The sequence below is a fragment of the Nocardia sp. NPDC003963 genome, assembly GCF_053605105.1.
In genome coordinates, this window is record NZ_JBSGIP010000003.1 from 310,908 (window position 1) to 336,036 (window position 25,129).

Annotated in this window: 21 protein-coding genes and 1 pseudogene; 14 read left to right on the forward strand and 8 right to left on the reverse strand. The window is 67.3% G+C overall.

Annotated features, from left to right (window positions below; translation table 11 throughout):
* Positions 1-2: 2 nt before the first annotated feature.
* The 3 genes from ACWEWT_RS11915 to ACWEWT_RS11925 all read right to left on the reverse strand — a co-directional run bounded on the left by ACWEWT_RS11915 (position 3) and on the right by ACWEWT_RS11925 (position 5,681).
* Positions 3-1,769: a hypothetical protein gene (locus ACWEWT_RS11915; RefSeq protein WP_452558329.1), complete on the reverse strand. Its 1,767-nt coding sequence runs from the start codon at positions 1,767-1,769 to the stop codon at positions 3-5.
* Between the two features lie 4 nt (positions 1,770-1,773).
* Positions 1,774-3,201: a hypothetical protein gene (locus tag ACWEWT_RS11920; protein ID WP_452558330.1), complete on the reverse strand. Its 1,428-nt coding sequence runs from the start codon at positions 3,199-3,201 to the stop codon at positions 1,774-1,776.
* Positions 3,202-4,139: 938 nt separating this feature from the next.
* Entirely contained in the window at positions 4,140-5,681 is a 1,542-nt protein-coding gene (locus ACWEWT_RS11925) for an MFS transporter (protein WP_452558331.1), read from the reverse strand.
* Positions 5,682-6,348: 667 nt separating this feature from the next.
* Here ACWEWT_RS11925 and ACWEWT_RS11930 point away from each other — a divergent pair.
* Entirely contained in the window at positions 6,349-7,938 is a 1,590-nt protein-coding gene (locus ACWEWT_RS11930) for a serine/threonine-protein kinase (RefSeq protein WP_452558332.1), read from the forward strand.
* 329 nt (positions 7,939-8,267) lie between these two features.
* Here the strand turns inward: ACWEWT_RS11930 and ACWEWT_RS11935 are convergent, their stop codons facing one another.
* Complete coding sequence (locus tag ACWEWT_RS11935) at positions 8,268-9,899, reverse strand: caspase, EACC1-associated type (protein ID WP_452558333.1); 1,632 nt, start codon at positions 9,897-9,899, stop codon at positions 8,268-8,270.
* Positions 9,896-10,261, reverse strand: coding sequence for an effector-associated constant component EACC1 (locus tag ACWEWT_RS11940; RefSeq protein WP_452558334.1), 366 nt, complete (start codon positions 10,259-10,261; stop codon positions 9,896-9,898). The genes ACWEWT_RS11935 and ACWEWT_RS11940 overlap by 4 nt, the downstream gene beginning before the upstream one ends.
* Before the next feature lie 613 nt (positions 10,262-10,874).
* On the opposite strand from ACWEWT_RS11940, the gene ACWEWT_RS11945 reads away from it, so the two are divergent.
* On the forward strand, positions 10,875-12,056 hold the full coding sequence (locus ACWEWT_RS11945; protein WP_452558335.1) for a hypothetical protein: 1,182 nt from the start codon (positions 10,875-10,877) through the stop codon (positions 12,054-12,056).
* A gap of 533 nt (positions 12,057-12,589) precedes the next feature.
* Here ACWEWT_RS11945 and ACWEWT_RS11950 read toward each other — a convergent pair.
* A complete protein-coding gene (locus tag ACWEWT_RS11950; protein WP_452558336.1) occupies positions 12,590-12,760 on the reverse strand; it encodes a hypothetical protein in 171 nt (56 codons plus the stop codon).
* A 10-nt stretch (positions 12,761-12,770) separates the two neighbouring features.
* Between ACWEWT_RS11950 and ACWEWT_RS11955 the strand changes: the two genes are divergently transcribed.
* Positions 12,771-13,373, forward strand: coding sequence for a hypothetical protein (locus ACWEWT_RS11955; protein WP_452558337.1), 603 nt, complete (start codon positions 12,771-12,773; stop codon positions 13,371-13,373).
* Positions 13,374-13,590: 217 nt separating this feature from the next.
* Here the strand turns inward: ACWEWT_RS11955 and ACWEWT_RS11960 are convergent, their stop codons facing one another.
* Positions 13,591-14,037, reverse strand: coding sequence for a hypothetical protein (locus ACWEWT_RS11960; RefSeq protein WP_452558338.1), 447 nt, complete (start codon positions 14,035-14,037; stop codon positions 13,591-13,593).
* Positions 14,038-14,322: 285 nt separating this feature from the next.
* On the opposite strand from ACWEWT_RS11960, the gene ACWEWT_RS11965 reads away from it, so the two are divergent.
* From ACWEWT_RS11965 to ACWEWT_RS11990, 6 genes and pseudogenes are all read left to right on the forward strand, one after another.
* Positions 14,323-15,165: a hypothetical protein gene (locus ACWEWT_RS11965; RefSeq protein WP_452558339.1), complete on the forward strand. Its 843-nt coding sequence runs from the start codon at positions 14,323-14,325 to the stop codon at positions 15,163-15,165.
* Positions 15,120-15,596: pseudogene (locus ACWEWT_RS11970) on the forward strand (carboxylesterase family protein); the annotation flags it as partial. The gene ACWEWT_RS11965 and the pseudogene ACWEWT_RS11970, both read left to right, overlap by 46 nt.
* Positions 15,597-15,846: 250 nt before the next feature.
* Positions 15,847-16,155 (forward strand): hypothetical protein, encoded by a 309-nt coding sequence (locus tag ACWEWT_RS11975; RefSeq protein WP_452558384.1) that lies wholly within the window; start codon positions 15,847-15,849, stop codon positions 16,153-16,155.
* A 50-nt stretch (positions 16,156-16,205) separates the two neighbouring features.
* Positions 16,206-16,838, forward strand: coding sequence for a recombinase family protein (locus tag ACWEWT_RS11980; RefSeq protein ID WP_452558380.1), 633 nt, complete (start codon positions 16,206-16,208; stop codon positions 16,836-16,838).
* A gap of 197 nt (positions 16,839-17,035) precedes the next feature.
* On the forward strand, positions 17,036-18,160 hold the full coding sequence (locus tag ACWEWT_RS11985) for an aminoglycoside phosphotransferase family protein (protein ID WP_452558381.1): 1,125 nt from the start codon (positions 17,036-17,038) through the stop codon (positions 18,158-18,160).
* 493 nt (positions 18,161-18,653) lie between these two features.
* On the forward strand, positions 18,654-19,613 hold the full coding sequence (locus ACWEWT_RS11990; protein ID WP_452558340.1) for an STM4015 family protein: 960 nt from the start codon (positions 18,654-18,656) through the stop codon (positions 19,611-19,613).
* Positions 19,614-19,634: 21 nt separating this feature from the next.
* On the opposite strand, the gene ACWEWT_RS11995 is transcribed toward ACWEWT_RS11990, so the two are convergent.
* A complete protein-coding gene (locus ACWEWT_RS11995) occupies positions 19,635-20,213 on the reverse strand; it encodes a lipocalin family protein (RefSeq protein WP_452558382.1) in 579 nt (192 codons plus the stop codon).
* Between the two features lie 126 nt (positions 20,214-20,339).
* Here ACWEWT_RS11995 and ACWEWT_RS12000 point away from each other — a divergent pair, with 126 nt between their 5' ends.
* The 5 genes from ACWEWT_RS12000 (at position 20,340) to ACWEWT_RS12020 (ending at position 25,125) form a co-directional block, all read left to right on the forward strand.
* Positions 20,340-20,705: a hypothetical protein gene (locus ACWEWT_RS12000; protein ID WP_452558341.1), complete on the forward strand. Its 366-nt coding sequence runs from the start codon at positions 20,340-20,342 to the stop codon at positions 20,703-20,705.
* Positions 20,706-20,786: 81 nt separating this feature from the next.
* Entirely contained in the window at positions 20,787-21,629 is an 843-nt protein-coding gene (locus ACWEWT_RS12005) for a MerR family transcriptional regulator (RefSeq protein WP_452558342.1), read from the forward strand.
* Between the two features lie 174 nt (positions 21,630-21,803).
* Entirely contained in the window at positions 21,804-23,129 is a 1,326-nt protein-coding gene (locus ACWEWT_RS12010) for an NAD(P)/FAD-dependent oxidoreductase (RefSeq protein WP_452558343.1), read from the forward strand.
* Positions 23,126-23,848 carry a DUF1365 domain-containing protein gene (locus tag ACWEWT_RS12015; RefSeq protein ID WP_452558344.1) on the forward strand — a complete coding sequence of 241 codons (723 nt, stop codon included), beginning with the start codon at positions 23,126-23,128 and terminating at the stop codon, positions 23,846-23,848. The genes ACWEWT_RS12010 and ACWEWT_RS12015 overlap by 4 nt, the downstream gene beginning before the upstream one ends.
* Positions 23,845-25,125, forward strand: a complete 1,281-nt coding sequence (locus ACWEWT_RS12020) for a class I SAM-dependent methyltransferase (protein ID WP_452558345.1) — start codon at positions 23,845-23,847, stop codon at positions 25,123-25,125. The genes ACWEWT_RS12015 and ACWEWT_RS12020 overlap by 4 nt, the downstream gene beginning before the upstream one ends.
* Positions 25,126-25,129: the final 4 nt, after the last annotated feature.

Here is a 25,129-nt window from a genome sequence, read left to right on the forward strand (position 1 = left end):
ACCTAGTCCCGCTGATGTGCGGCGTCGACCAGCAGCGCATGCAGCGTCCGGGCCGGCGCACTCGCCTCGCCGCCCCGCAGTACGACCTCGGCGAATCCGGCACTCATGGCCCGCTGCACGTCGAATCGGCCCGATTCGTCCGTCGCGCCGGCCAATTCGGCACGCCACCGGCGAAATCCGCGGACCAGCTCGGCCAGCGTCGTGTAGCGGCCCTCGACTGCCTTCATGTAGTCGGCCACCAACGCCCGCCGCGCACCGGCCCCGGCGGCGCCACCACCGGCGCTGTCCAGCGCCGGACCGAGAGCACGAACGGTTTCGGCGTAGATCCCCGCACCACCGGATCGCGCCGCCGGATCATCCATCGCGGCGGCAACCGTGCCATCCGGTTCCCGAGCTGCCGTCGCTGCCGTCTCGCCACCCGCAGCACCACCCGACTCCCCGGCAGCAGTGCCACCCGATTGCTCGCGAGCGGCGCCCTCCGGTCGTGCACGAGCGGAATCACTCGATCGCGCGTCGGCTGTGTCGTCGAGCACGCCGCCGGTGTTGTCCGGTTGCGCGGCGGCGATATCGCTCGCCGCAGCGGTCACCGGGCCGCCCGGTGTGCGTGCCGCACGGCGGTCGAGGATTATCGACCCGATCGTCGCCGATATCCGCCGTTCCTGCCGCCACTGCACCAGCTCCGCATCGTCGCCCAGCTCGGCCACTGCGACGCGATCGACAACGATCATCGGATAGTCCGTCAGCACTCGGTCGACGGCCGCGGCGAACTCCCGCATCGGCTGCTCAGCCAGGTCCGGCAGATCGAACCCGGCGACCTCGACACCGTGCGACCGCACGAGCATCTGCGCCAGCCAGGCGAACACGGGCGAACGATCGAGGTTCTCCGTAGGTCGCTCGGGTGCGGGACGGCGGCTGTTGCCACGCGGCGGCTGGGATCCCGGTGGAGGCGAAGCGTTCTGCGGACTCGCCCCGACCGGCGGCTGCCGGCCCGGCATATTCGGCGAACGTCCGCTCCAGGGGCTTTCTCCGGAACCGAGACGCGCCGGACGGGCGGACTCCGCACGCGGCCCGGTGTCGACTCGATTGGGTCCGGCAGGCGCGGAGTTCCAGGGCGCCGGGCGACCGGTCGTCGTGGGAGCCGATACCGAGCGGGGTGGGTTGCTACGACTCGGCGCGTCCACGGGGCCGGTTTCACGAGGCCGATCCGGGGCCGGGGCAGCGGGGGCCGACTGCCTGTCACTCCGCGGCGGCACCTGAGCAGCGGAGGAATTCGACACCCCGGTCGGTGCTGTCCCCGGTGGCGCGGCACCGATACCGGGCTCCGTCCGCGACGGGGTCGCCGATTCCGCCGTCGCTCGGCGGTCCGGAGCCGCCTGGGGATCGGTCACCGTCCGGGGCGCGGCAGGCTCGGTGACACGAGCCGACGCGAAACGTGTCTCGTCGCCGAGGCCGGGGCCGGGCGTCTGCGTTATGCGCCGACCGGCGTCCTGATCGTCGATCGCGAATCGGTCAGCGGCACTGCGGATCGCCGCGGCGGCATCGCGCAAACCGTCCGCCATGGCCTGCTGACCGGCCAGCAACTGATCGGCATTGGGGGTGAAGTCCTCCGCGAACGCGTCGCCCATATAGTCGTCACCCCAGCACCCGTGGGCGAGGTCCAGTGAACCGCGCAGGTCGGCACAGGCGCGGCCGACCTGCTCGCCGAGTTCGGCCAGGCGGGCAGACTGCCGCAGCAGTTCACTCGGATCCAGCTCGATCTCTCCGGCCATACCGCTACTCGCCCGAATCCGCCGGACCGGAGCGGCGCCGCCGGAATCGTTCCTCGACCCGCGACGCGAATACCGCCCACGGCACCGACGAAGTCGAACGCTCCACCACGGCATCCGGGGCGACATAGAACACCGCACGGTCCAAGGCGAGGTCACCGTCCGGCGCCGGCGACCGCACCACCCACACCATGCCGACACGCTCGGCCCGCAGCGTCGACAGCGGATAGCCGGTCGTATCGTGGTCCTGCCGTCGAATGTGCTGCCGCACCGAATCGATCGCGGTCTCCGCCGAGATCGCAGTGCCCGCGGCCGCGGCGGCGCGTTCCGCGCCCGGCCCGGCACTCTCGGCCTCGTAACGAGTGGTCGCCTCCGTACCGGTGACACCGTTGTCCGGTACGTCCTCCGCCGCCGGTACTTCCGGCCCGGTCCGGGGATACACATCACCACCGGCAGCCTCGAGTCCCGCCACGGTGAACTGGAACAGGGCGCCGTCGAGATCGACCGCGGATCCGAAGGCCCGCTCGACGGCGGCCCGGGTCACCGACTGGGCTTGCCCGGCGCGGACCAGTTCCTCGGCCCCGGCGGTACCGGCCCCGGCACCGACCACGCTGCCGATGATCCCGGCCACCGCCGCCACCGTCCACACCGCCGGAATCGCCGGTGCGCACTGCGGGACGGGGTCGGATTCTCCGCGATGCCAGCGCCCGTCATGCCACCAGTAACAGAATGTCAGCAGCCCGGTCGCGGCCCGTGGATTGAGTACCGGGTCGGCCACCCAGCTCGGTGCGCCGGCGAAGAGATTCGGCATTTCGGCGCCGGAATTGTAGACGGCGTCGAGCATCGGCGCCTCCCACACACCACCCGAGAGCACCGCCCGATCGCGGGGTAGCAGAATCAGTGTCGAACCACTGCGCCCCGCTCCCTCGAACACACCGACCGACGGCCCCACCCGTGGCCCCAGCTCCAGCCCGGCCGCCACGAAGGCAGCGGACAACACCGCCCACCGCGCCCACAGCACCCCGAGATCGGGCAATTCGCCGTCCACCGTGGCCGCGCGCACACCGGCGTCGCGGTCCGTCCCCACGGCCGCCACCGCTCGCTCCGGTGTCCGGGCCGGTCCGGCGCCGCGCCGAAGGTAGGCTGCCAGCCACACCGGCAGCCGGTGCCGCGGGTACCGTTCCAGATCGGCGAGATAGGCTTCCGGGGCGAACAACTGTTCCCCTGGGAACGGTTCCGCACCGTCGTCACGGTGGGTCTCGACGTCCTCCCCGTCCAGTCGCACCAGCAACCGCCACCACGGCCCGTCGCCGGATTCGGCCGAGACCGCCCGGTGCCGCCGCACCGCATCCCACACCGTCTCCGGCACGGCACACCGCACCGGCCCCGCACTCGTATCGGCCAGCAGCACCGCGGACCGACACACGACGGTCATTGCGAACCACGCCTCGAGGCGCCGCCAGCCGACCGGAGCGAAGGCCGGCAGTCCTCGCACGATCTCGTCGACCACGCCCGCGATCTCCCCGCCTTGTCGGGAAGTCTCGCCCCCCAATCTGACACACTCCCATTTATCGATATTCCAGACCCGGAGGGCCTCTCACCCATGAGTCTGCTCATACGTCGCGACCGCGGATCAGCAGGACGCTCCACATTCGCGGCACAGTCGTCGAATTACGAAACAAGTCGGCGCGAATCACCATACTGAAGCGGCTCATATCCACCATCGAATCCATCGGATATCTTTAAAACTTTGTGCCCCCAGAACATTTCGAGAGCATCATCTTGTCACCTGTGCACAGGTCGCACAGGCCGCATCCTCGGGGTCACCTCGACCGCTACCAGCCCGCCGTAACCACCACGGGGTCCTAGCCGCACGCCCACCCCGGGGTTCACATCCGACCCGAGCAACCCCCTGTTCACGCGCCGGCAGCTGAGATCCCGGTCGATCTGTCCAGGCTCGGACGGCCGGCACGGACTACAGACAAGCGTGTGGCGACATCCTGTACCCTCGTGCGGCATGCGGAATACGGTCGGCCCCCTTCGTGATTCGACTGCTGGATTTCCTCACTCCCGTTGATAAAGAAGATATTTCGGGGTATGTGCACCGGTTCGGGGCTACCAGAAGAGTCGAGACGGCCTCCCACCGAGAGCGCGCACAGCGGAACGACCGCTGAGCGCGGCTGCGCCGGTCGGCGGCTTTCGCCGATGACCGGGATGCCTCGAAGCCCGATCTTCCGACTTGTCGACGGCTCATCCGCCGCTATCACCGATTCAGCCCACTGAGAAACAAAGAGTCGAAGCTATCGGCTCGAGTAGAACTGTGCCGTAAGGGATCGTCGGCACTTGGTCACCGGGATCAGGGGTGGGCGGGGCCTAGACGAGCGGAGAGTGTCGCCGGCTCACCGCCGTGTCGAGCGTTGTGAACGCCGCCGCGGCCAGGATCATGACCGCCGAAACCAGCAGCGCCACATCCAGCCCGTGATGGAACGCGGTCTTTCCGGTTTCGATCACCTCGTTCAGCTTCCCCAGGTACGGGAAATAGGGGCTGATGTCGAGACCTGGCGGAATACCACCACGTTCGACGGCCTCCACCGCGCCGGGTTGTAGTTCGGGTGGAAGGCCCAGCTCGGTCATCCGCTGCTCCAGATCCGCCGTGAGCAACGAATTCACCAATGCCCCCAGCACTGCCACCCCGAACGCCGCACCGACCTGGCGCATCGTATTGGTCACCGCGCCGGCCATACCCGAATGCTCGCGCGGCACCCCGGACATCACAGCCGAGGTCAACGGCACCACCGCGACCCCGAATCCCGCTCCCGCCACCGCCATCGCACAGGCCAAGGGAAGATCGCGCACCTCGCCGGCGAGGGCGAGGCGGGTCAGCAGAATCCCACCGGCGCCGACCACGCAGCCGATGATCATGGGGACCCGCGCACCTCGACGCGCCACCCAGTAGCCCGCGACCAGCGATCCGATGGTGATCGCGACAGCCATCGGCGCGAAGACCGATGCCGTGTGCGCACCCGAATACGATTGCATCACCTGCAGATACAGGGCGGTGAAGAAGAAGATCGAGAAAATGCCGAAATAGACAGCGAACGCCACCACCAGCGCGCTGCGGACTGTCGGCAAACGCAGATACCGGAAGTCGAGGATAGGGGCGCCGGACCGCCGTTCGACAGTGACGAAACCGACCAGGGCTATCACTCCGAGTACGAACAGCGCAATCACCGAGGGAGCTGTATACCCCACTTCTTCACCACGGGTCGCCGCATAGATCACCGCTCCGAGAAAGGCAGCGCCGAGCAGGGCTCCGGCCCAATCGATCGGCTCGGGGCGCGGGTCGGCGCTTTCCGGGACCGACCAGAGCGCGGCCACCAGTGCCACCGCCCCGATCACCAGGTTGAACCAGAAGATCGATCGCCACCCGTACGCGTGCACCAGCACGCCGCCGAGCACCGGTCCGGCCGCCAACGCCAACCCGGAGGCGGCCGCCCACACCCCGAGCGCCTTCGCGCGCGTCTGTTCCCGCGGGTAGATATGCCGCAACAACGAAAGGGTTCCCGGTTCCGAGGCCGCCGCGCCCACACCCATGATCGCGCGACCGACGATGAGGGCCGACACACCGGCCGCCAGCGCCGACACGACCGACCCGGCGCAGAAGATCACCAACCCGACGATCATGACGCGCTTGCGGCCCCAGCGGTCACCGAGCGATCCGCCCGTCAGCATGAGACACGCGAACACCAGGGTGTAGCCGTTGACAACCCATTGCAGGGAGATCACATCGGTTTTCAGATCACTCCGGATAGCACCGAGCGCGACACTGACGACCGTTGTGTCCAGGAAGGTCACGAACACCACCGCGGTCACCGCAGCCAGAGCCACACCTGGGCGTTTCGTTGTGCCCGGCATACTTTTCCTCGACCCCACCGGCACAGGCTACCGGCACAGCCAAGGCACACATACCGACCACCGCCGCCCGAGGATCCCGAACGGGCCGATGGACCCCCGCCGGGCGCTGGGGTGTTGTCTGCGACGATCACGCAACCGAAGGAACGCACCCCTATCGCCACCTCGTGCTCGCTGACGACCTGTTCGGACGCCGAGGCGTATCAGCGACAGCGGTGCGCCGGATCCATGTAGGTCACTATTTCCGGCAGCGGGTAGTCGGCAGGATCATCGGGGTCTGCGTCGCTCTGGTGATCAGAGCGGTCCTGGACCGTTGCCGCTACCGATCCCACCGACTGCCGATCGGCGAAGATGACCGATACGCCTCTGTGCCACTGCGTGTTTCGATGGACAGTCCCGTTCGAACAGTGGAACCTCTTGTCGCCAGGGAGGCCGCCGAGTCGATGCGCGCCGAATACAACAGGGTCGGCACCCGAGCCGCGACCGGTCGCACCCCCGCGCGACTGCCGACGGCCGTGTCTGTGCGCCCGCGGTTTCGACGATCGTCGTCTCCCGCCGAGCTGACCATCGCGGTGCGAATGCTGTCCGCCGGTTTCCATGAACTTTCGGCGGGCGACGCGACGCGAACATGCGGTAATGTCCCCCGTTCGGACAGCGAAAGAGGGCAGTGATGCTGGGGGCAGGCACGACTTTCGCCGGATACCGGATCGAACGAGTCCTGGGCAGAGGCGGAATGGGCGTCGTCTACCTCGCCCGACATCCCCGCCTCCCTCGCGCCGTCGCGTTGAAGTTGCTGAACCAGGAAGTATCCACCGATACCGAACTCGTCCGCCGCTTCGAACGAGAAGCCGACGTCGTCGCTCGGCTCGAGCACCCCGGAATCGTCGGGGTGCTCGACCGCGGCACGAACGACGGCCATCTGTGGATCGCGATGCAATACATTCGAGGCACCGACGCTGCCTCGTGGAACGCAGCCGCGCAACCACCGGCGACCGTCGCGCGTCTCCTCGGCGAGACCGCGCTGGCGCTGGATTACGCACACAGCCTCGGAATCCTGCACCGGGACGTGAAGCCGGCCAACATCGTCATCGCCGACGGGGACCGATTCCGGAACCCGCACGCGGTACTCACCGATTTCGGGATCGCCGGGCTCATCGACTCCGCCAACACCAAGATCACGGTCACCGGTACATTCACCGCGACGCTGGCCTACGCCTCGCCCGAGCAACTGTCCGGTGAAGTGGTGGACCACCGCAGCGACCAGTACTCCCTGGCCTGCACCCTGTTCGCACTGCTGGCCGGGCAACCGCCCTACGCGGCAACGAACCCGGGACAGGTGGTAACAGGTCACCTCTCGAAACCCGTTCCCCGGATAACCGCCCTGCGCCCGGACCTCCCCGTGGCCCTCGATACGGTCCTGGAGCGGGCAATGGCCAAACAACGCGAGGACCGCTTCCCTTCCTGTGCCGGATTCATCACGGCGGCTCTCGACACGTTCGGACATCAACAGGTCTCCGACGCAGTCGATTTCGCACGCACCGCACCGACCGTGCACAACTCGGCACCGGTCGGGCTCCAGCAAGGAACCGATGGGAGAGCTCGGACGAGCGCCCCTGATCCGATAGCGGCCGCACAGCCGGTAGTGGCCCCGGGGCCCGGCAACTCGCTCCGACGCGGAGCATCGCCGGAGCCTACCGATCTCGGTAGAGCTCCGGGTGTGATCCTCGGCGTCCTGGTGCTCGTAGTGATCGTCGGCACGGCGGGATTGCTCTTGTTCGACCCGAACAAGACGACGAGGTGGGGGGAGCAACAGCCCATCGCGAATGCCTTTCCCGGCCTTGTCCCGGAGCGATCACAGTTGCCGGGCTGGCAACAGGCGTCCTGCCGACAGGGAGATGATCCCCCTGGACACGAAATCTATTGCAGACCCCGCGAAGACTCCGGTGTCACCTTCCGAATCGTGGATCACTCGACCCCCCGCGCTGCGCAGGAAGAGTTGAAATCGAATTGGGGATTCGGCCCGGGGACGGAAACCATACTCTCGCCCGAGACGCAACCGGCACCCAACCCCACGCTTGCCGCACCAGCGTTGATGACCGTGCCACCGCTGAGCTCGAGGGCCGCAGCTTGGGGCGACGCCTACTTCTCCTTCCCCTCCGACCCGGTCCGCGACCGCTTTCTCATCTCGGTCGACTGGCCGGGCCATTCCGTCGACGACATCCTCCGAGAATGGTGGTCGAAAGCCCCCCTCGAGCACTGAAAGCTACCGGGTCCGGCGTGCCTGCGCCGCCGAAGCAGCGGCCACCCGGGGGCCGCTCCGTCACCTGCCCCCGCGAAATCTCCTCACGCTCGGCGCTGTGTCGGATTCCGAATCCGCCGAACTTGCGGTGGCCTCCGGACGCCTCCCGCCCGGGCCGGGATCCGGCGCATATGCTGCAGCGGAATCCCGAGTGACCGCGACATCGGACTGAGCGATTCACCTGCCCGCCAACGTCTCCACAACTCGTGCTGCCGGTGTCGGTCCGGAAAAGCGGACGCGGAGGTCTCGGACATGTAAAGCCACCGTCCTTCCCGGGACTCCATGGTGGGTCATACAGCATGGTCGCCGGCAGCCCGCTGGAGCCACATTTTCGCTTCGACGCCGGCGCCGTCGGCGTCGAGTAGACGGGCGAGGTTCCGCATGGCCTCGGTTCGGCCGGCCGTCGCCGCTCGTCGGTACCACTGTGCTCCTTCGCTGGGGAGGTTGCGCTTTTCCAGGAGCAATCCGAGGTAGTTCATCGCCGCGGTGTTTCCGGCCTCGATAGCGCGCCGGTACCAGGATTCGGCCTCGGCGAGCTCACCCCGCTCCATCAACAGGGCCCCGAGGTTGTTCATCGCGAGGGCGTCCCCGGCCTCGGCGGCGCGCCGGTACCAGGTTTCGGCCTCGGTGGACTCACCCCGCTCCATCAACAGGGCCCCGAGGTTGTTCATCGCCTCGATTTGCCCATCGTCGGCGGCACGCCGGTACCAGGATTCGGCCTCGGCGAGCTCACCCCGCTCCTTCAACAGGATCCCGAGGTTGCACATCGCGAGGGCTACCCCGCCCTCGATGGCTCGCCGGTACCAGGATTCGGCCTCGGCGAGCTCACCCCGCTCCTTCAACAGGTTCCCCAGGTTGCACATCGCGCCGACTTGCCCGGCACCGGCACTGCGCCGGTACCAGGATTCGGCCTCGGTGAGCTCACCCCGCTCCGTCAACAAGATCCCGAGGTTGTGCATCGCCGCGGTGTTCCCGGCCTCGATGGCACGCCGGTACCAGGATTCGGCCTCGGTGGACTCACCATGCTCCATCAACAGGATCCCGAGGCTGCACATCGCCCGGACTTCCCCGGCACCGGCACTGCGCCGGTACCAAAATTCCGCTCGCTCCGTGTCTCCGCGGCTCACCAGCCCGCCCGCGAGGCGATACATCGCGTCGCTGTCGCCGGCTTCGGCATTTTTGCGGTGCCGTTGTTCGTCGTCGGGGACGCCGAACAGGCGCAGATCGCCGGCGATATCGACAGTTCGCCGCTGAGGTCTGGGATGTCCGCCGCGCTGCAGGATCCGGTCGGCTTCGCGGTACAACTCGTCGAGCGACAGCCCGGGAGTCTCGGCGGCGGCGAGCATCGCCGCGGTGAAGGCGGTATTGCGGTGACCGGCCGGCGCGTAAGAGGTTTCGTTGGCCGACGACGACACGATGGTGTAGGTACCGCGGATCTCCGTCTGGCCCGCCACCAACCCGGCACCGCCGCTCATCGCTTCGAAAGCCCGCCCCGAGAAACAGCAGTCCAGAATGAGGATCCGCGCGCGGGCCGGACTGTCGAGGATTTCTTCGCGCAGCATCGTGAACGGCACCGAGGTCCAGCCGACCTGCGAGAACTCGGGATTGCTGCCGGTGAGCGCGAGATGCAGTCGCCCACGGCGATCCAGCAGCCCATGCCCGGTGAAATACACCAAGAGAACCTCACCGGCTTCATGGGCTGCGGCGCTGACCGCGGCACCGATCTGGGTACTGTGGCCGGGGTCGGTGAGCAGCGTGCAGTGCTCGGCGTCGAATCCGCCACCATCTTCCGCGGTGAGTACCCGCCGCAGGTCGGTGAGGTTGGCAGTCGCCGAAGGGATATCAGGGATATCGGCGTGGGTGTAATGTGCGACGCCGATCAGCAGCGCCCGCGAACCGCTCCGATCGGGCACCGCGGTCACGGAGTGTCGATCTCGTCGAGCAAGTTCCGCACCTCCGCGAGCACCTCGGCGGATTTGACCCGATCGGCATCCAGAGTGATCTCCGCGCCGTTGCTCCGTTTCACCGTGATCGTGATATCCGCACGTCGATGCGTCAGCCACGCCGACAGCGACCGCGTCAACGCCGGCGCCAGCCCTCCGGCACCGACAGCGACCACCAGCACGTCATAGAGATCACCCATCCGACCGTCACGCAGCCGCGGCGGCGGCGGGCTCACCCGCCCACGCAACTCGTCATCGTGACGAAACCAATCCAGCAACCCCAGCAACTCGTCAGGGCCCCCACTGGTACGAATCATCAACCGACCGTCCGATTCCGACATGCAAACCATCATGCCGGACCCTCCCCGATCCCATCACCCACCAGGAAATCTGCTTGCCCCGAATACACCACCCGAACGCCACCCACCGATCGTCGCCATCGGTGATCACATACTCGTCGCCTCGGGGTTCTGGCCGGGGTCTGAATCGGTCACAGATGGTCGTTCCTCGCTGGACGGGTCGGAGCGGACGGATCGGCGCAGCAGTTCGGATTACGGCTATCACGGGAAGCGTCGCAGTGTCGTAGTCGGCTACTTCCGTACCTGATCACAAACCCACAGGGAGTGTGGGACATTCGTCGACGTCGCAGGTAGGGATGGCGCGGCCGAGCGCACAGCGTCATGCGGGCGCCTCGATCTGTGGGTACCGGCGAGAGCGCCGCCGGTGCCGTGAACTGGTCCGTCCGGCTCCACCCGAGGCTGCTGGCCGGACGGTCGGGGAAGACGGTTTCGATCACGAATCATGTAGTGCCAGCGTATATTTCATGTGTGCCTGACGCGCAACCCCCGGAAGGGAGCTCTTCTGGACCTGCGGGCCGGAGAGCTGGGGCAGTGCGCGTGGGTTCTCGGTTGTGCGCGGGTTCTCGGCCTGCGTCGACCTTCAGTTGAAGGAGTCGTGACCATGACCCTGTTGACCTATACGGTGCTCACCGACCCGGCGCCCCTGGAGGCGTCGCGGGCTGGGCAGTCCCGTTCTCCGGGGACGGTGTATCTGATGGTCACCAACACCGGCAGCACCGCGGCGTACTGGTCCGAAAACGAGGTGAGTGTGTCCCTCGGCGACGGTGCCGAGCACCTCACACCTGATATCACCAGTATCAAGGCCACCAGCGAGTATCGCGATCTCCGTGCAGGCGTGCGGACGCTGTCGGTCCTGCCCCAGGTCGCCGCCGGGTCCTTCCAGGTCACCGACCCCGCCGGCGGCAGAATCCGTTTCGCCCCCGGTGAATACCTGGTGCTGAAGCTGGCGGACATTCCGGTCGCCGAAACCGCCGGACTGACTGTACTGCGGGTGAAAGAGACCGCCAGCAGGCAGCAGAGTGCGAAGTTGACCAACACCGTGGCGGCGGTGCCGCTGCTGAAAACCGCCGCCGAGCAAGCCGCGGTGCCCAGCAACTTCCGTCCCGACCAGGCGATGGTGGACGACGGAGACACCATCGTCCTGCGGTGGGACGGATCCACCGACCTGGCCTACACGATCGGGTTGCCCGACGGCAGCACAGCGCCGGTCACCACCGCGGGCGAGTGGAAACCCGCCCCTGGAACCGGCCCGAAACGCGACACCACCTACACCCTCATCGCCACCAACCCCCATACCATGCAGCGACACTTCCTCACCACCACCGTCCAACTGCGCACCCCCACCTTCGAGACCGGCCTCCACGCCTCACAGATCCAGGGGACCGCGGCCAGCACCGGGAACCTCGGCTTCACCTCCGACGGGGTGCAGGTCTCCAACAACTCCGGCGTCCAGGCCATCGTCCGCGCCGACCGGATCGTGGCCGACCTGGTGAGCGCCACCCGGGTCCAGGGGGCGAACCAGGTCGACGGATCGATCACCTTTCCCGAAGCCGGCATACAGGTATGCAACGGCCGGTACGACACCCCGCGAGGCGGCCACGTGTTCGCCGAGTACGGCATATACCGCAATCAATACTTCGCGGGAGAGGACGATAATCGGTGGATCGATCTCTCGGATGGCGGAAGAGTATCGGTGAAACACAGGCACAAGGATGGAACGACGACCTACGGCACTCTGGCAGTGTCCGACATAGAAATCGATAATGCCCGCTACTGAGTGGGCGCCGACACGGAACCGGAAGCCCTGAACGCCAAAGCCACACCCGAACTCAGTGGTGGAGGGTACGGCGGCTCTGCGGGTTGTTCATCGAATACGTGCCCGGGCTCCGTCGGTGCGCTCGGGCACGTATTCGTACAGCGTGTCCGCGATATCCCAGAAGCCGAGCGATCGAGGACACCGACTCGTCCGGCCGGGTCAGCAGCGCACGGGCCCGGCGGACCGTTTCGGTCGGAGCGTTCAAGAACCGATGCGTTCTTGGACACATTCGACCTGAATTATCACTGTTCAACGACTATTGTTGCCGGAGTTCTTCCCAAGAAGACCCTTTGCTGGTCATGCGTCGGTGGACCTTGGGGACCCCTATCGCTCGGGAAACCATCGCGCGCGTAGGCAGCCGTGCGTGCTGGTTCCTCGACAAGATCGGCCACCATGCTCTGCGCGCAGATGTCGCCGACCATATCGACGGTGCCGATCACGACGGCAAGGCCCCGCGGCCATCGAGCAGGCCGCGGGGCTCGTGGCGATCGGCTTCAGGGGCGCAGGTCACGTTGGTCGAACCGGAGGAATCCGAGGGCCAACAGGGCGACACTCACCGCGAGCAGGATTGCGGTATCGGCCCACTGCATGCCGTTGCGCAGGGGCTCGCCGCCGATGTAGTAGTGGACTGGTGAGAGGTATTTCAGCCAGTCCGCGCCGATCACCCCGGCGAGGTTGCCGGGAACAGCCGGCCGACCCACCGAGGGGATCGCCGACTACCCCGCCGAGACGTTCGGGCAGGCCGATGTCGATGCCGACTCTGAGCGCACCATCGCCCGGATCTGGCGGATCACCCTGGACCGCATCACCGAAACCGAACCCGCCGCAGTCGATCTGCTACGCACCCTGGCCTGGTACGCCCCGGAGTCCATTCCTCTCACTCGCAGCCACGAACCGGGCCTCGACCCGCCGAAGCGCAGCACCGCGCTCGGGCCGCCGGCGGCTTACAACATGATCACTCCCGACCGTGCCACTGGCACGCTCTCGATCCACCGGCTCGTACAAGCCGTGGCCCGCACCCGCGACCTCAGCGATCCACACCGCCATCCCGACGTGATCGCCGACGCCCGCAGCCGCGCCGTTGAAACCCTGCATGCCGCCCTGCCCGACCATGAAGATCCGGGCAGGTGGCCGGTCCGGCGGACCTTATTGCCTCATATCGATGCCGTGACCAGTCACCATCAGCGATTCGGACACCGACTTCGTTGGGCCCGTGACCGCGGTGATCCGCAGCCGGGCAGGGCTGTTTCTGTCCGGGCAAGGCCTGCGCACCAGTAACGGTCACCAGGGTGACGACTCCACCGGCCGCGCCCGCGGCTCTCAGAAGATCTCCAGCACGGGATCCGAGTTCGGCGCTCGAAGGATGGGCGGGGAACAGGTCCACGCAGAACGGGATGAAACGCGGCCGAACGGGATGAACCCGGGACGGTGAAGCCGGGCCTGACCGCCGATGAGACCCACTTTCCCGGCGGCTATCGGCGGTTGGCTCCTGGTATCAGAAGTCGGCGGGCTCCGACGAATCGAGCTGAGAACGCATGGCAGCCTCGAGTTCGGCATTACCCAGTGTGAGATGGGCAAGATGCCCGAGCACTACTCGAGTGACGTATTCGGGCACTGTCTCCTGAGTGCTCGCAGCGGCGGACTCGAGCACGTCGTAGAGCTCGTCGGCCAGCTGAAGCCGGATATCCCGGACACCGGGAGCCTCCGCAGGTTCGCCTTCGACGAACTTCTCCCAGATCCAATCGGTGACATTCGAAATGGCGAGGTCGAGCTGACGGGGTGTGCGGTTGTACCCACCCACACTGTTGATTCGTTGAGCTTCCTCCTGGACAGCCTGGAAGAAGCCCTCTTTCGTAACGTGGCGGTCGACCTGTGGGTAAGCCCAGGTCCGTAGGTCCTCGAAGAATGCCTTCGCAGGGTTGATGTCAGAGCCCGTCGACATAAAATGACAGTGACATCGAGCACTGGCACTGCGGACGAGGATCGTCGAATCAATGTAATTGCCGCACAAGGCGGTTGGTGGATAGGGGTCCCCGACAGTCCGGAAACCAGCCTGGTACCACCCCGGCACACACCGTCTCGCAACCAATGTTTCGAGACCTGCCGCACTGCCGAGTGCGACCGGTCGATTCGCTACTATCACCGCGGGTGGTATCCATGACCTGATCGACATCTACGCGCCACCGGATCCCGGCCGCGAGGCGGTCGTATCGTCGTTGCTGCCGAGTTGAGCGAAAGTGTGATTGTGCGGGGTAAGTGGTTCGGTAAGCGGGTAGCAGAGCCACTGGCCGACAAGGTCATTCCCGACGCGGCCCGGGCGGCTGAGACCCCTGTCCGGCAGGCCGGACAGACAGCCGAATCGGCAGGAACAACGATCCCCGGCAGCGATCGCGAGGGAGTACCCCGGATCGAGCAGTCCGGTGGAGCAGTACCACCCCCGGCCGTGGGAGACGCTGCCACCCGTGAGGAGCGGTCGGCCGAATTCTCGCCGACCATGTCAGGACAGCAGATACGTGACACCTTGGCCGGGCTTCTGGGTGATCGGGGTGCCGCCGATATCGCTGCACTCCCGGTGAACCACGGACTGAGGAACTCGGGAAAACAGGGGGTTCGCCTGGTCTACACACCTGCGGCCGCGGGTAACGGAGGGACGATCAGCGGACAGGTCGAGGAGATGCGAATACCGCAGGGCGGGATCCTGGAAGACAATTGGGGTGCGGCCGAGCTCGGTGAATTCGCGTTCAACCGGCCTGCAGACGGGTCGGCTTCCTCATGGTCGGCCAGGTTCCTCGGGGACCGCAAACAGATCGGCTCCACGGCCGAGCGGTTACCCGCGGACCTCACCGAGGTGGCGCCGGGATTCGACACGGATCAGGTCCGTTCGACGGTGGCCGACGCGGTGACGCGGATGTCGAAGGACAAGTTGGCGCGCCGCGGCGGCGCGCTGGATGTCGAAGCGGGAGGCGATCAACTCACAGTCCGAGCGTCCGCCGGGATCATGCCTCTGAATATGACCTCACCCAATTGGATCCTGCTCCAGACCACTCTTACCCGCACCGACAGTTCCTGACTGAACGACGCCGCCAGGTCACTGCCCCTGACAATATCGCCGCCTTCGGCGGCAACCCGGGCAACGTCACCGTCTTCGGCCAATCCGCCGGCGCTGGATGTATCGCCGCACTCATGGCGATGCCGACCGCAGCCGGGCTGTTCCGTCGCGCCATCCCGCAGAGCGTGCCGGGCACCTACTTCTCCCCCGAACTCGCGGCCGCCATCTCCACCGCGATCGCGGCCGAAGCCGGCACCCGGGCCACCATCGAGGACCTGGCCGGCGTCGACCCCCGCACGCTGGTCGACGCCGAGAACACGATCCGGGAGGAAATGCCCGCATTCGTCGATGCCTGGGGGCCGATGGCGTCGACACCGACGCCGTTCTCACCCGTCGTCGACGGCGAGGTCCTGCCCGAGGCGCCGTGGCCGGCCCTCGCCGCCGGCGCCGCCCGAGACATCGACCTGCTCGTAGGCCACACCCGCGACGAATACCGGCTGTTCAACACCCAACTCGGTATCGAGATGACCGACGAACAAGTCGATCCGACCCTGGGGCGTCTCGCACCGCGACCCGACGGCAACCGCCGTTATCGCGACTTCTACCCCGAGGCCGCCCCTGCCGAACTCTACGAGCTCGTCCACGCCGACTGGCTGTTCCGCATGCCCACCGTGCACCTCGCCGACGCACAACTCGCCGACGGTGGTTCCCGTCTGGCTCTACGAACTGTGCTGGAGTTTCAACCGCGAGCAAGGCGCCTCCCACAGCCTCGACTTCCTGCTCGTATTCGGCACACTCCACCCCGAGGACGTCCGCGCACACCGGTCCGCACGTCCCGACGCCGCCGACCAGGTCACCGCCGTCTCCCGGCACATGCGCACCGACTGGCTGAACTTCGCCACCCACGGCAACCCCGGCTGGCCCCACTACAACCCGGCCGACCACACCACCCGCGTCTACGACACCGAACCGGCTACCCGGCCCTACCCCGTTCAAAACAGTGTGTCGTAGAGTTCGACTGTTCAACAATTGGTAATCACCCTTTTGAGTACGATTGCCGGGTGCCGGATACCGATGCGCTCGAACCACTTTCCCTCGACGGGGATGCCCTGGACCCGATCGGCGGGGAAGGAGCACTGATCGGGTACGCCCGCATCTCGACCCGGGACCTGAATCCGGACCGGCAGACCCGGGCCCTGAAGGCGGCCGGGTGCAAGAAGGTGTTCTCCGACAAGAAGTCCGGAAAGGACGTCGAGCGCGAACAGCTGTCCGCGTGCTTGGACTATATGCGCGCCGGCGACACCCTCGTGGTCGCCGCCCTGGATCGTCCAGGCCGTTCCCTGCAGGACCTGATCTCGATCGTCGCCGATCTGCGTCGGCGCGGGATCGGGTTCCGGTCGCTGCATGAAGCCCTCGACACCACCACCCCCGGCGGGCGCCTCGTGTTCCATGTCTTCGCCGCGCTGGCCGAGTTCATCCGCGAGCTCATCGTCGACGGTACCCACGAAGGGCTGGCCGCCGCTCGGGCCCGCGGGCAGCGCCTCGGCCGGCCACCGGCCATGAGTGGGGAGCAGATCCGGCAGGCCCGTTCGCTGCTGACCCGGCCCGACGAGTCGATATCCTCGATCGCGCGACTGCTGGGCGTCTCACGGACCACTCTGTACAAATACCTCCCCGAACTCACCGTGAAGTGATCCGGGGCAGCGAGCGGAATCGGCTTCTTCGACGTCGCTGTCCGACAACGTGATCACTGCGGCAGGAATCGGTGGACAGGTCGAGTAGCGGCGAGATCGCCGCGAGAATGCTGCAAGCAGCGGAACAGCTCATCGACACGATGGCCAGGAAAGCCGCTCCGCGGGTCAGCGAAGCACATCACGGGCCACCACGCGGAATGCGGTACGGCCTCGACCGGACCGCACGCGCCGAACAGCAGTCCACAGCCGGAGTCGACAGGCTGGGGGCCGCCGGGCGCCCCGGCGAACGGCCGGAAGCTGCGAGCGACTCGCCGGGCTCATCCATCGAGGCGCAGAGGCTCCCCGGCGGCTGCGAGTCCAGCCTCTCCGGAGAAGAAGGCCAGAGGCTGTATCGGCAGGTCCGGGATCTGGAACCGGATGAGTCCGGGACCGGAAACCGGGTGAACCGGGTCGACACGAGTGCAGGTCCGGCCATTGTCCGGCGCGGATTGGACCAGCCGACAGTGACCACGCTGAGGAGATGGATGCCGGAGAACACTGCCATCGCTCATGCGCGTGCAAGCGGCGTACGGGCACCCCGAATCCTGTACGCCGGCACGGACCCGTCGACCGGCCGGGAATTCACGGTCATGCAGTATGTACGCGGTCGGACACTGGGCTTCGCTGATCCCGAGATGATGAATTGGCTACCCGACCTCCTGGACCAGGTGCAGTTGATGTCCGCTCATCGCTTGCCGGCAGGAATGAACCTCGACATCCCGCAGTGGCAGCAGGAGATCATCCAGCACGCCGATGACGCCCACCGCGATCAGCCGCTGCGCCGGTCCAGGATGAACCAACTCGGAATCGGGACACTGTCCGACTACATCAGGCCCGACCTCAACCGCTCGGGCGAGCCGACCGTTTTCGGCCACAACGACCTGTATCCCCCCAATCTGCGGCTCGACGACCAAGGCAATCTGTGGATCCTGGACTGGGAAACCGCCGGGCCCAGCGACCCGCTGTACAACGCGGGCAACTTCCTCCACCGCATGGGGGCAGGCGTCGACGAATCGACCCGCGCCCAGGCCACCGACATGTGGCTCGACCGGATATCGCCGAGCCCGTCGGTCGACGCCGGCTCGACTCTCGACATGTACCGCACGGCGGATGACTGGCGATTGGCGACGATATTCTCCGAGACGATGCCTCGCACCAGCAGCACACCCGAATCCTTCGAATGGTGGGTCGACTGGTACGACACGCGAATATCGCGCCAACCCGACTGGCCCGACATCTCGAAGGACGAACTGCGTACGGTGCTCAGGGGATGGACCGAATAACCCCGTATCCGCACCTGCTGTGGTACAGCCATCCGCCGACCTCGAAGCCGCGCCAGGGCTGGAAGCTGGTGGCCCCGAGGAAGAACGAGTCCGGGAAGGGATAGCCCCGGATACCGGATCGGCCGGCCTGACGACCTCGAAGGCCTCGCCGGCCATATCGGGAAATTGGATCCGGTAGACATTCGCGACCCCGTGCGCCGGCGGAGGCCGTGAAGCCGGCGGGAACCGTGAGGACGCCGCGGGCCCGGATCGCGAAACACAGAATGAAATTCCGGGTTTCGCACTGGTCGCACCACTCGGGCGCTGCCGCGCCCACGGTGGACACGCGGTCGGGTTCGAAATAGCCGTACCGGGAGATCTACCCCTGATCCGGCGGTGAGAACAGTGGGGGAACAGCATTCACGGCACGGTCGCCGCGCGCGTGTCGGTCCGGGTTGGTAAGAAACACTCGACCGTGTCGAACGGCCGGTGTTTCCGAAGATAGGCGAAAGTGATGATCGGCGAACATCTCGACGAGTTCGGCGGGCTGCCCGTCCACGACTTCCCGGTGCCCTGGCAGGTCGACGAACCCGGGCCGCTGCCCGAGGCGGATTCGGTGGCGTGGCGTATCGCGGAACCGGGCTGGGACGACAAGCACACCTGGGAAGAGGTTTTCGGCCGTTTTCTCGACGAGGTCGATACGACCGCGGTCCACGCGATCGTGGCCGGGATCTGGCCCGAGGCCTACGACACCAGCGCCGACAAGATCATCGCCTGTCTGGTCGCGGCCCGTGACCGGCTGCCCGCGCTGCGGGCGGTGTTCCTCGGCGATATCACGGTCGAGGAGTCGGAGATCTCCTGGATAATGCAGGGCCACATCGAACCGCTGCTGACGGCCTATCCCGACTTGGAAGAGCTCGGGATCCGTGGTGGAACCGAGCTCGTCTTCGCGCCCGTCCACCACGAACACCTGCGCACGCTGACCGTACAGACCGGCGGGCTGGAGGCGGAGGTCGTGCGCGGGATCGCCGCCAGCGACCTGCCAGCGCTCGAGCGGCTCGAGCTGTGGCTGGGTACCGAGAATTACGGCGCGGACGTCGAAATCGGTGATCTCGCCCCGATCCTGCTGGGCCACCGGCTGCCCGCCCTCGAACATCTCGCCCTGCGCAACAGCGATATCCAGGACGAGATCTGCGCGGCCGTGGCCTCGGCGCCCGTGGTCGCCCGGCTGACCGGGCTGGACCTCTCGATGGGAATACTCGGCGACGACGGCGCCGGGGCTCTGCTCGGTGGTCAGCCGTTGACCCATCTGCGCAGCCTGGATCTGCACCACAACTATCTCGGCGCCGAGATGAGCGCCCGGTTGCGCGACGTTCTGACACCTGCCGGGGTCCGGCTCGACCTGGACCCCGGCGATGCCCGCGAGTACGTCAGCGGCGACGAGGTGCGGCGCTACGTCTCGGTCTCGGAATAGCCGGCCCGATCGGCGCGGGCGCTAGCGCAGGCACAGGGGCGTGAGATCGGAGCGACCACCGGTGGTGGGCGAGGTCAGGTACATACACGGAGACTGCCCCGCCGCGGTGATGGCGGACTTCACCTGATCCCAGGTCGGTGCGTCCAGCGATGCCGAGCGGGACAGTACGAAACCGGACAATCTACTCGGGTCGGTGACCAGCGCCCACGAATAGTCGGGTGCGAGAGCGGTGACGATGTAGTTCGTCGGGCCGTCGAGCATGTCCTGGCCCGGTACCCCGGGGAAGCTGACGTGCAGCTGCGCGCCGGTCACCGGGTCGTTCACCCGCGCGGTTCCGCGAATTTCGTTCAGACCGCCCGACCAGGTGGTGCACGAGTTGTGCACCGCGACGTCGCCCTGTGGATCGAGGGTGTACTCCGCGCGGGTATCGCGCGCGCATTCGAGGTTGAACGGCTGGGGCACCGCGGCGAGTTGGTTCCAGACGCCGAGGTACCTGTTCAGATCCAGTGCGGGAACAGGCGCGGGACCGGGCGGCAGCGCCGGCTGGGCCGCCGCGCCACCGCCGGCGGCGAGGGCACCGAAGGCCAGAAGAGCGGCCATCAGGCCCGCTGTGCGGTGAACTGCGCGCTGTGCTGTCACGAAAACTCCTCGCGTTCGGCGGTGTGTGACCACTCTAACCCATATAGATGCATAATCGATGCGTACCCATTCGGCGCAGGAGGATCGATGGTAGCTATGGGATTCGCTCGATTCGTGGGAGCGGCCACGGCGTGTTACGGACTCGCGGTCGCGATCCGCCCGGCCGTACTGCTGCGGCCGTGCGGCTGGGACGACGACGATCCCGGCCGGCGCGCGCTGGCGCGCACCACCGGCTACCGAGATCTCGCGTCGGGCCTCGGTATGGCCCTCGCACCCACCCCCGCCGCTCTGCGCGTCGCCACGGGCTGCCGGGTCCTCGCCGATTTCTCCGACGCCGGAGTCCTCGCCGTCGCACTGCGCGACCGGCCACAACGCACCAAGGCCGTCGCGGTGGCCGCCGGCTGGGGCCTGCTGTGCGGTGCGGCCGGCCTGACCGCGACGAGGACACGATGAGCGCGACCGACCGGCCACGGCTCCCACGCCGATATCCCGGGTCCGCCCGGGACGGCGATTCGGAACAGGCAGAATAAGACGATGCCCGACGGTTCCGCCCCTGCCACCGACGCGGCCGGCTATACCGTCCGCGCGGTCGCCGACCGGCTCGGCATCCCCACCGCCACGCTGCGCAGCTGGAACCGCCGCTACGAGATCGGCCCCACCGGACACCGGCCGGGGACCCATCGCCTGTACACCGAAGCCGATATCACCCAGCTGAACCGGATGATCGAGCTCATCCGCGGCGGCGCCACCCCCGCCGGTGCCGCCGCCGCGGTGCGCGCTCCGGCCGCGACACCAGGTGATCTGCCATCGCTGCTCACCGCCGCCTTCGCCCTCGACTACCGTTCGGTGACAGCACAATTGACCGCGAGCCTGCGGGCCGACGGCGTGGTGGACACCTGGGAGCGGCTGTGCCGGCCCGCTTTCGCCGATATCGTCGCCCGCCAACTCGGCGGCGAGGGCTGCATCGATATCGAGCATCTGCTCTCGTGGTGTATCACTTCGGCGCTGCACCGCACCAACCCGCCGGATCGGGCGCGCCCCCGGCCCATCGTGCTCGCCTGCACCGGCGGCGAAACCCACGCACTCCCGCTGGAGGTCCTGCGGGCGGCCCTGGCCGAACGCGGAATCGGCGCGCAGATGCTCGGGGCGGATGTGCCCACCGCCGCCCTCACCGACACGCTGGCCCGGCTGGACCGCCCCGCCGAGCTGGTGCTGTGGTCACAGCACGAATCGACGGCGCTGACCTCCAGCGTGCGGGCGGGCACCGCGGCGGGGGCGCGGGTTCTCGTCGGCGGACCCGGCTGGGACGCCGTCATCCTCCCGGCTGCGGTCACCCGCTTGGCGAGCCTTCCCGAGGCGGTCGGCCGACTCGGCTGACCGTCGGCAGTTCACTCCCCACCGCACCCATCCGCCACACCGGGTCACCGCGAACCACTCGGCGGCCGCACCACCTGTCCGACCGTGGATTGCCGACTCGGGTCGCCATCGCCTACAAAACGATGCATACTCGATGCATAGCTGCGGCCGAAGGTCGCCGAGCGGAGGAGTGTGATGGTCGAGCAGGGCAGGACGGACCGGACGGAACGTCGAGTCGCGGTGGTGGGCAGTGGCGTGGCCGGCCTCACGGCCGCCTGGGTCCTGTCCGGCTCGGCACGGGTGACCCTCTACGAATCCGATCCACGGCTCGGCGGGCACGCCGACACCCACCGGGTGCGCTCGGGCACAGGCGACGAGATCGGAGTGGACACCGGATTCATCGTGCACAACGACCGCACCTACCCGACACTGCTGCGCCTGTTCGCCGATCTCGGGGTCCGCACCCAGGAAACCGATATGAGCATGTCGGTCCGCTGCGACGGCTGTGGACTGGAGTACGCCGGTGCGCGCGGACTCGGCGGCCTCTTCCCCCGCCCCGGCTCCCTCACCCGCGGCCGGTACCTGCAACTGCTGGCCGAGGTGCCGCGATTCCACCGGCTGGCACGCGCCGAACTCGAGGCCCGTCCGGCACACGAACTGACACTCGCCGCTTTCGGCCGGCGGGGCCGGTTCTCCGACTACTTCATCAGCCACTTCCTGACACCGCTGGTCTCGGCCGTCTGGTCGTGCGATCCGGTGACCGCGCTGCGCTATCCGGCCCGCTATCTGTTCACCTTCCTCGAGCACCACGGCATGCTGACTGTGTTCGGTTCTCCCACTTGGCGCACGGTGACCGGTGGATCGGCCACCTACGTCCGAGCTGTCGCGGAACGACTCGATTCGGTGCGCACCGCCACCCCGGTGCGCACAGTGACCCGGCTGGCCGACGGGGTCGGGATCCGCGACGACGGCGACGAGGTCGATGTCTTCGACGCCGCGGTGATAGCCACCCATCCCGGCCAGGCCCTGCGGATGCTGGCCGAACCCACCGCGGCCGAACGCGAGGTCCTGGCCGCCATACCGTATTCGGTGAACCGCACCGTGCTGCATACCGACGCCTCGGTACTCCCCGGGGCCGTGCGGGCCCGCGCTTCCTGGAACTACCGGCTCCCCGGATGCGACGCGACACCGGACCGGGTCCTGGTGAGCTACGACCTCACCCGGTTGCACCGTCTCGGCGATTCCACCGGACCCCGTTTCCTGGTCACCCTCGGCGACGAGGACCGTATCGATCCCACCGCTGTCCTGGACCGGATGGTCTACGAACATCCGCAGTACACCCCCGAATCCGTGGCCGCCCAGCGGCGACTCGGCGAGATCGGCGGCGAACGTCTCGCGTTCGCGGGTGCCTACCACGGCTGGGGGTTCCACGAAGACGGCGCCCTGTCGGGGCTGCGCGCCGCCGAGCGGCTCGGTGCCCGCTGGCCCGACCGCGCTCTCCGGCCCCTACCCACATCATGACCGCCCGGCTCGCGTACACGACCATCAACCATGTACGCCATACGCCGGTGCGGCACCGGTTCCGGTATCGCAGCTACAGCTGGCTGGTCGATCTCGACGATCTGCCGCGGCTGCCCCGCCCGCTGCGCCCGCTGGCCCGCTTCTCTTCCCGCGACCACCTCGGCGATCCCGGACGGAGCCTGCGCGCGAACATCGACGCGTTCCTGGCCGCGTCCGGAATCGACCTCCCGGGCGGCCGGATCCTCATGCTGACCAATGCCCGGGTGCTGGGCTTCGTATTCAATCCGCTCACTCTGTACTGGTGCCGGGACAGCGCCGGCGCCCCGGTCTGCGTAGTGGCCGAAGTTCACAACACCTACCGCGGACGGCACCGGTACCTGCTGCGGACCGACGAACACGGACGGGCCGAAACAGACAAACAGTTCTACGTATCACCGTTCAACGACGTATCCGGTACGTACCGGATGGCACTGCCCGAGCCCGGCGACCGACTGCGTGTATCCATCACCCTGCACCGCGACCGCCCGGTGCTCACCGCATCGATGACCGGCGACTTCCGGCCCGCGACCACCCGCACCGTCCTGACCGCCGCTCTGACCATGCCCTTGGCACCGCTCGTCGTCGCGGCACGCATCCGCTTCCAGGGCATCCGGCTCTGGTTGCGCGGCCTGCCCGTCTTTCCCCGCACCGTCTCACCGATCCAGGAGCCGTCCCGGTGACCACCGAACTACCCACCCCGACCACCACCCCACCCACCCTGCGCTGGCCCGATATCGAGCGGTTGCCCGCGGGTCCCCGTACCACTGTCGCGGCCGCGGTGGCCCGGCGTATTTTCCGCCGGGCGGTCTCCCGGTTGCCGCTGCGGGTCGAGTATCCCGACGGCACCGTCCTCGGACAGGATCCGGCCGATATCGCGGCACCGTTACTCCGCCTGCACCGGCCCGATGATTTCGCGATCCGGCTCGGTTCGGCCGGACTCATCGGTTTCGGCGAATCGTATATGGCCGGTGACTGGTCGGCACCCGACCCGGCGGCGGTCCTGACCGTGCTCGCCGCGAATATCGAGAACCTGGTCCCCTCGTTCCTGCAGGCCCTGCGCAGGCTCTATGTGGCGAAACATCCCAGTACGGCACGCAATACCGAGTCGAACAGCCGCGACAACATCGCGCACCACTACGACCTGTCCAACGAGTTCTTCGGCGTATTCCTCGACGAGACGATGACCTATTCGAGTGCGCTGTTCCTTTCCACCACCGCCGCACCGCAGTGGCCGGATCTCGCGGACGCCCAGTACCGCAAGATCGACCGCATTCTGGACGCCGCCCGGGTGGGTCCCGGCACCCGGCTGCTGGAAATCGGCACCGGCTGGGGCGCACTGGCGATACGTGCCGCCGAGCGCGGTGCCCGGGTGCGATCGGTAACTCTCTCGGCCGAACAGCGCACCTTGGCCCTGGCCCGGATCGAGGCCGCGGGCGCGGGCGATCTCGTCCGGGTGGACCTGATGGACTACCGCCTGGTCGACGGCGAATACGACGCGGTGGTTTCGGTCGAGATGATCGAAGCTGTCGGATGCGAATATCTTGATATCTACTTTCGGTCCATCGAGCAACTGCTGGCTCCCGGTGGACGGGCGGCTCTGCAGGCGATCACCATGCCGGACCATCGCATGCGCGCCACCCGCAACACCTACACCTGGATCCAGAAATACATCTTCCCCGGCGGTTTCCTGCCCTCTACCCGGCTCATCGCCGATACCGTCGCCCGCGGCACCGGTCTGCACGTGACCGAGCGATTCTCGATGGGCGCGCACTATGCGCACACCCTGCGCCTGTGGCAAGAGCGCTTCGATGGGTATACCGGCCAGGTGAGCGCGCTCGGCTTCGACCCCGTTTTCCAGCGGATGTGGCAGTTCTACCTGGCCTACTCCGCGGCGGGGTTCCGCAGTGGGTATCTGGATGTCGGGCAGTTCGTGCTGACGAGACGAGGCGAGGTGTGATCCG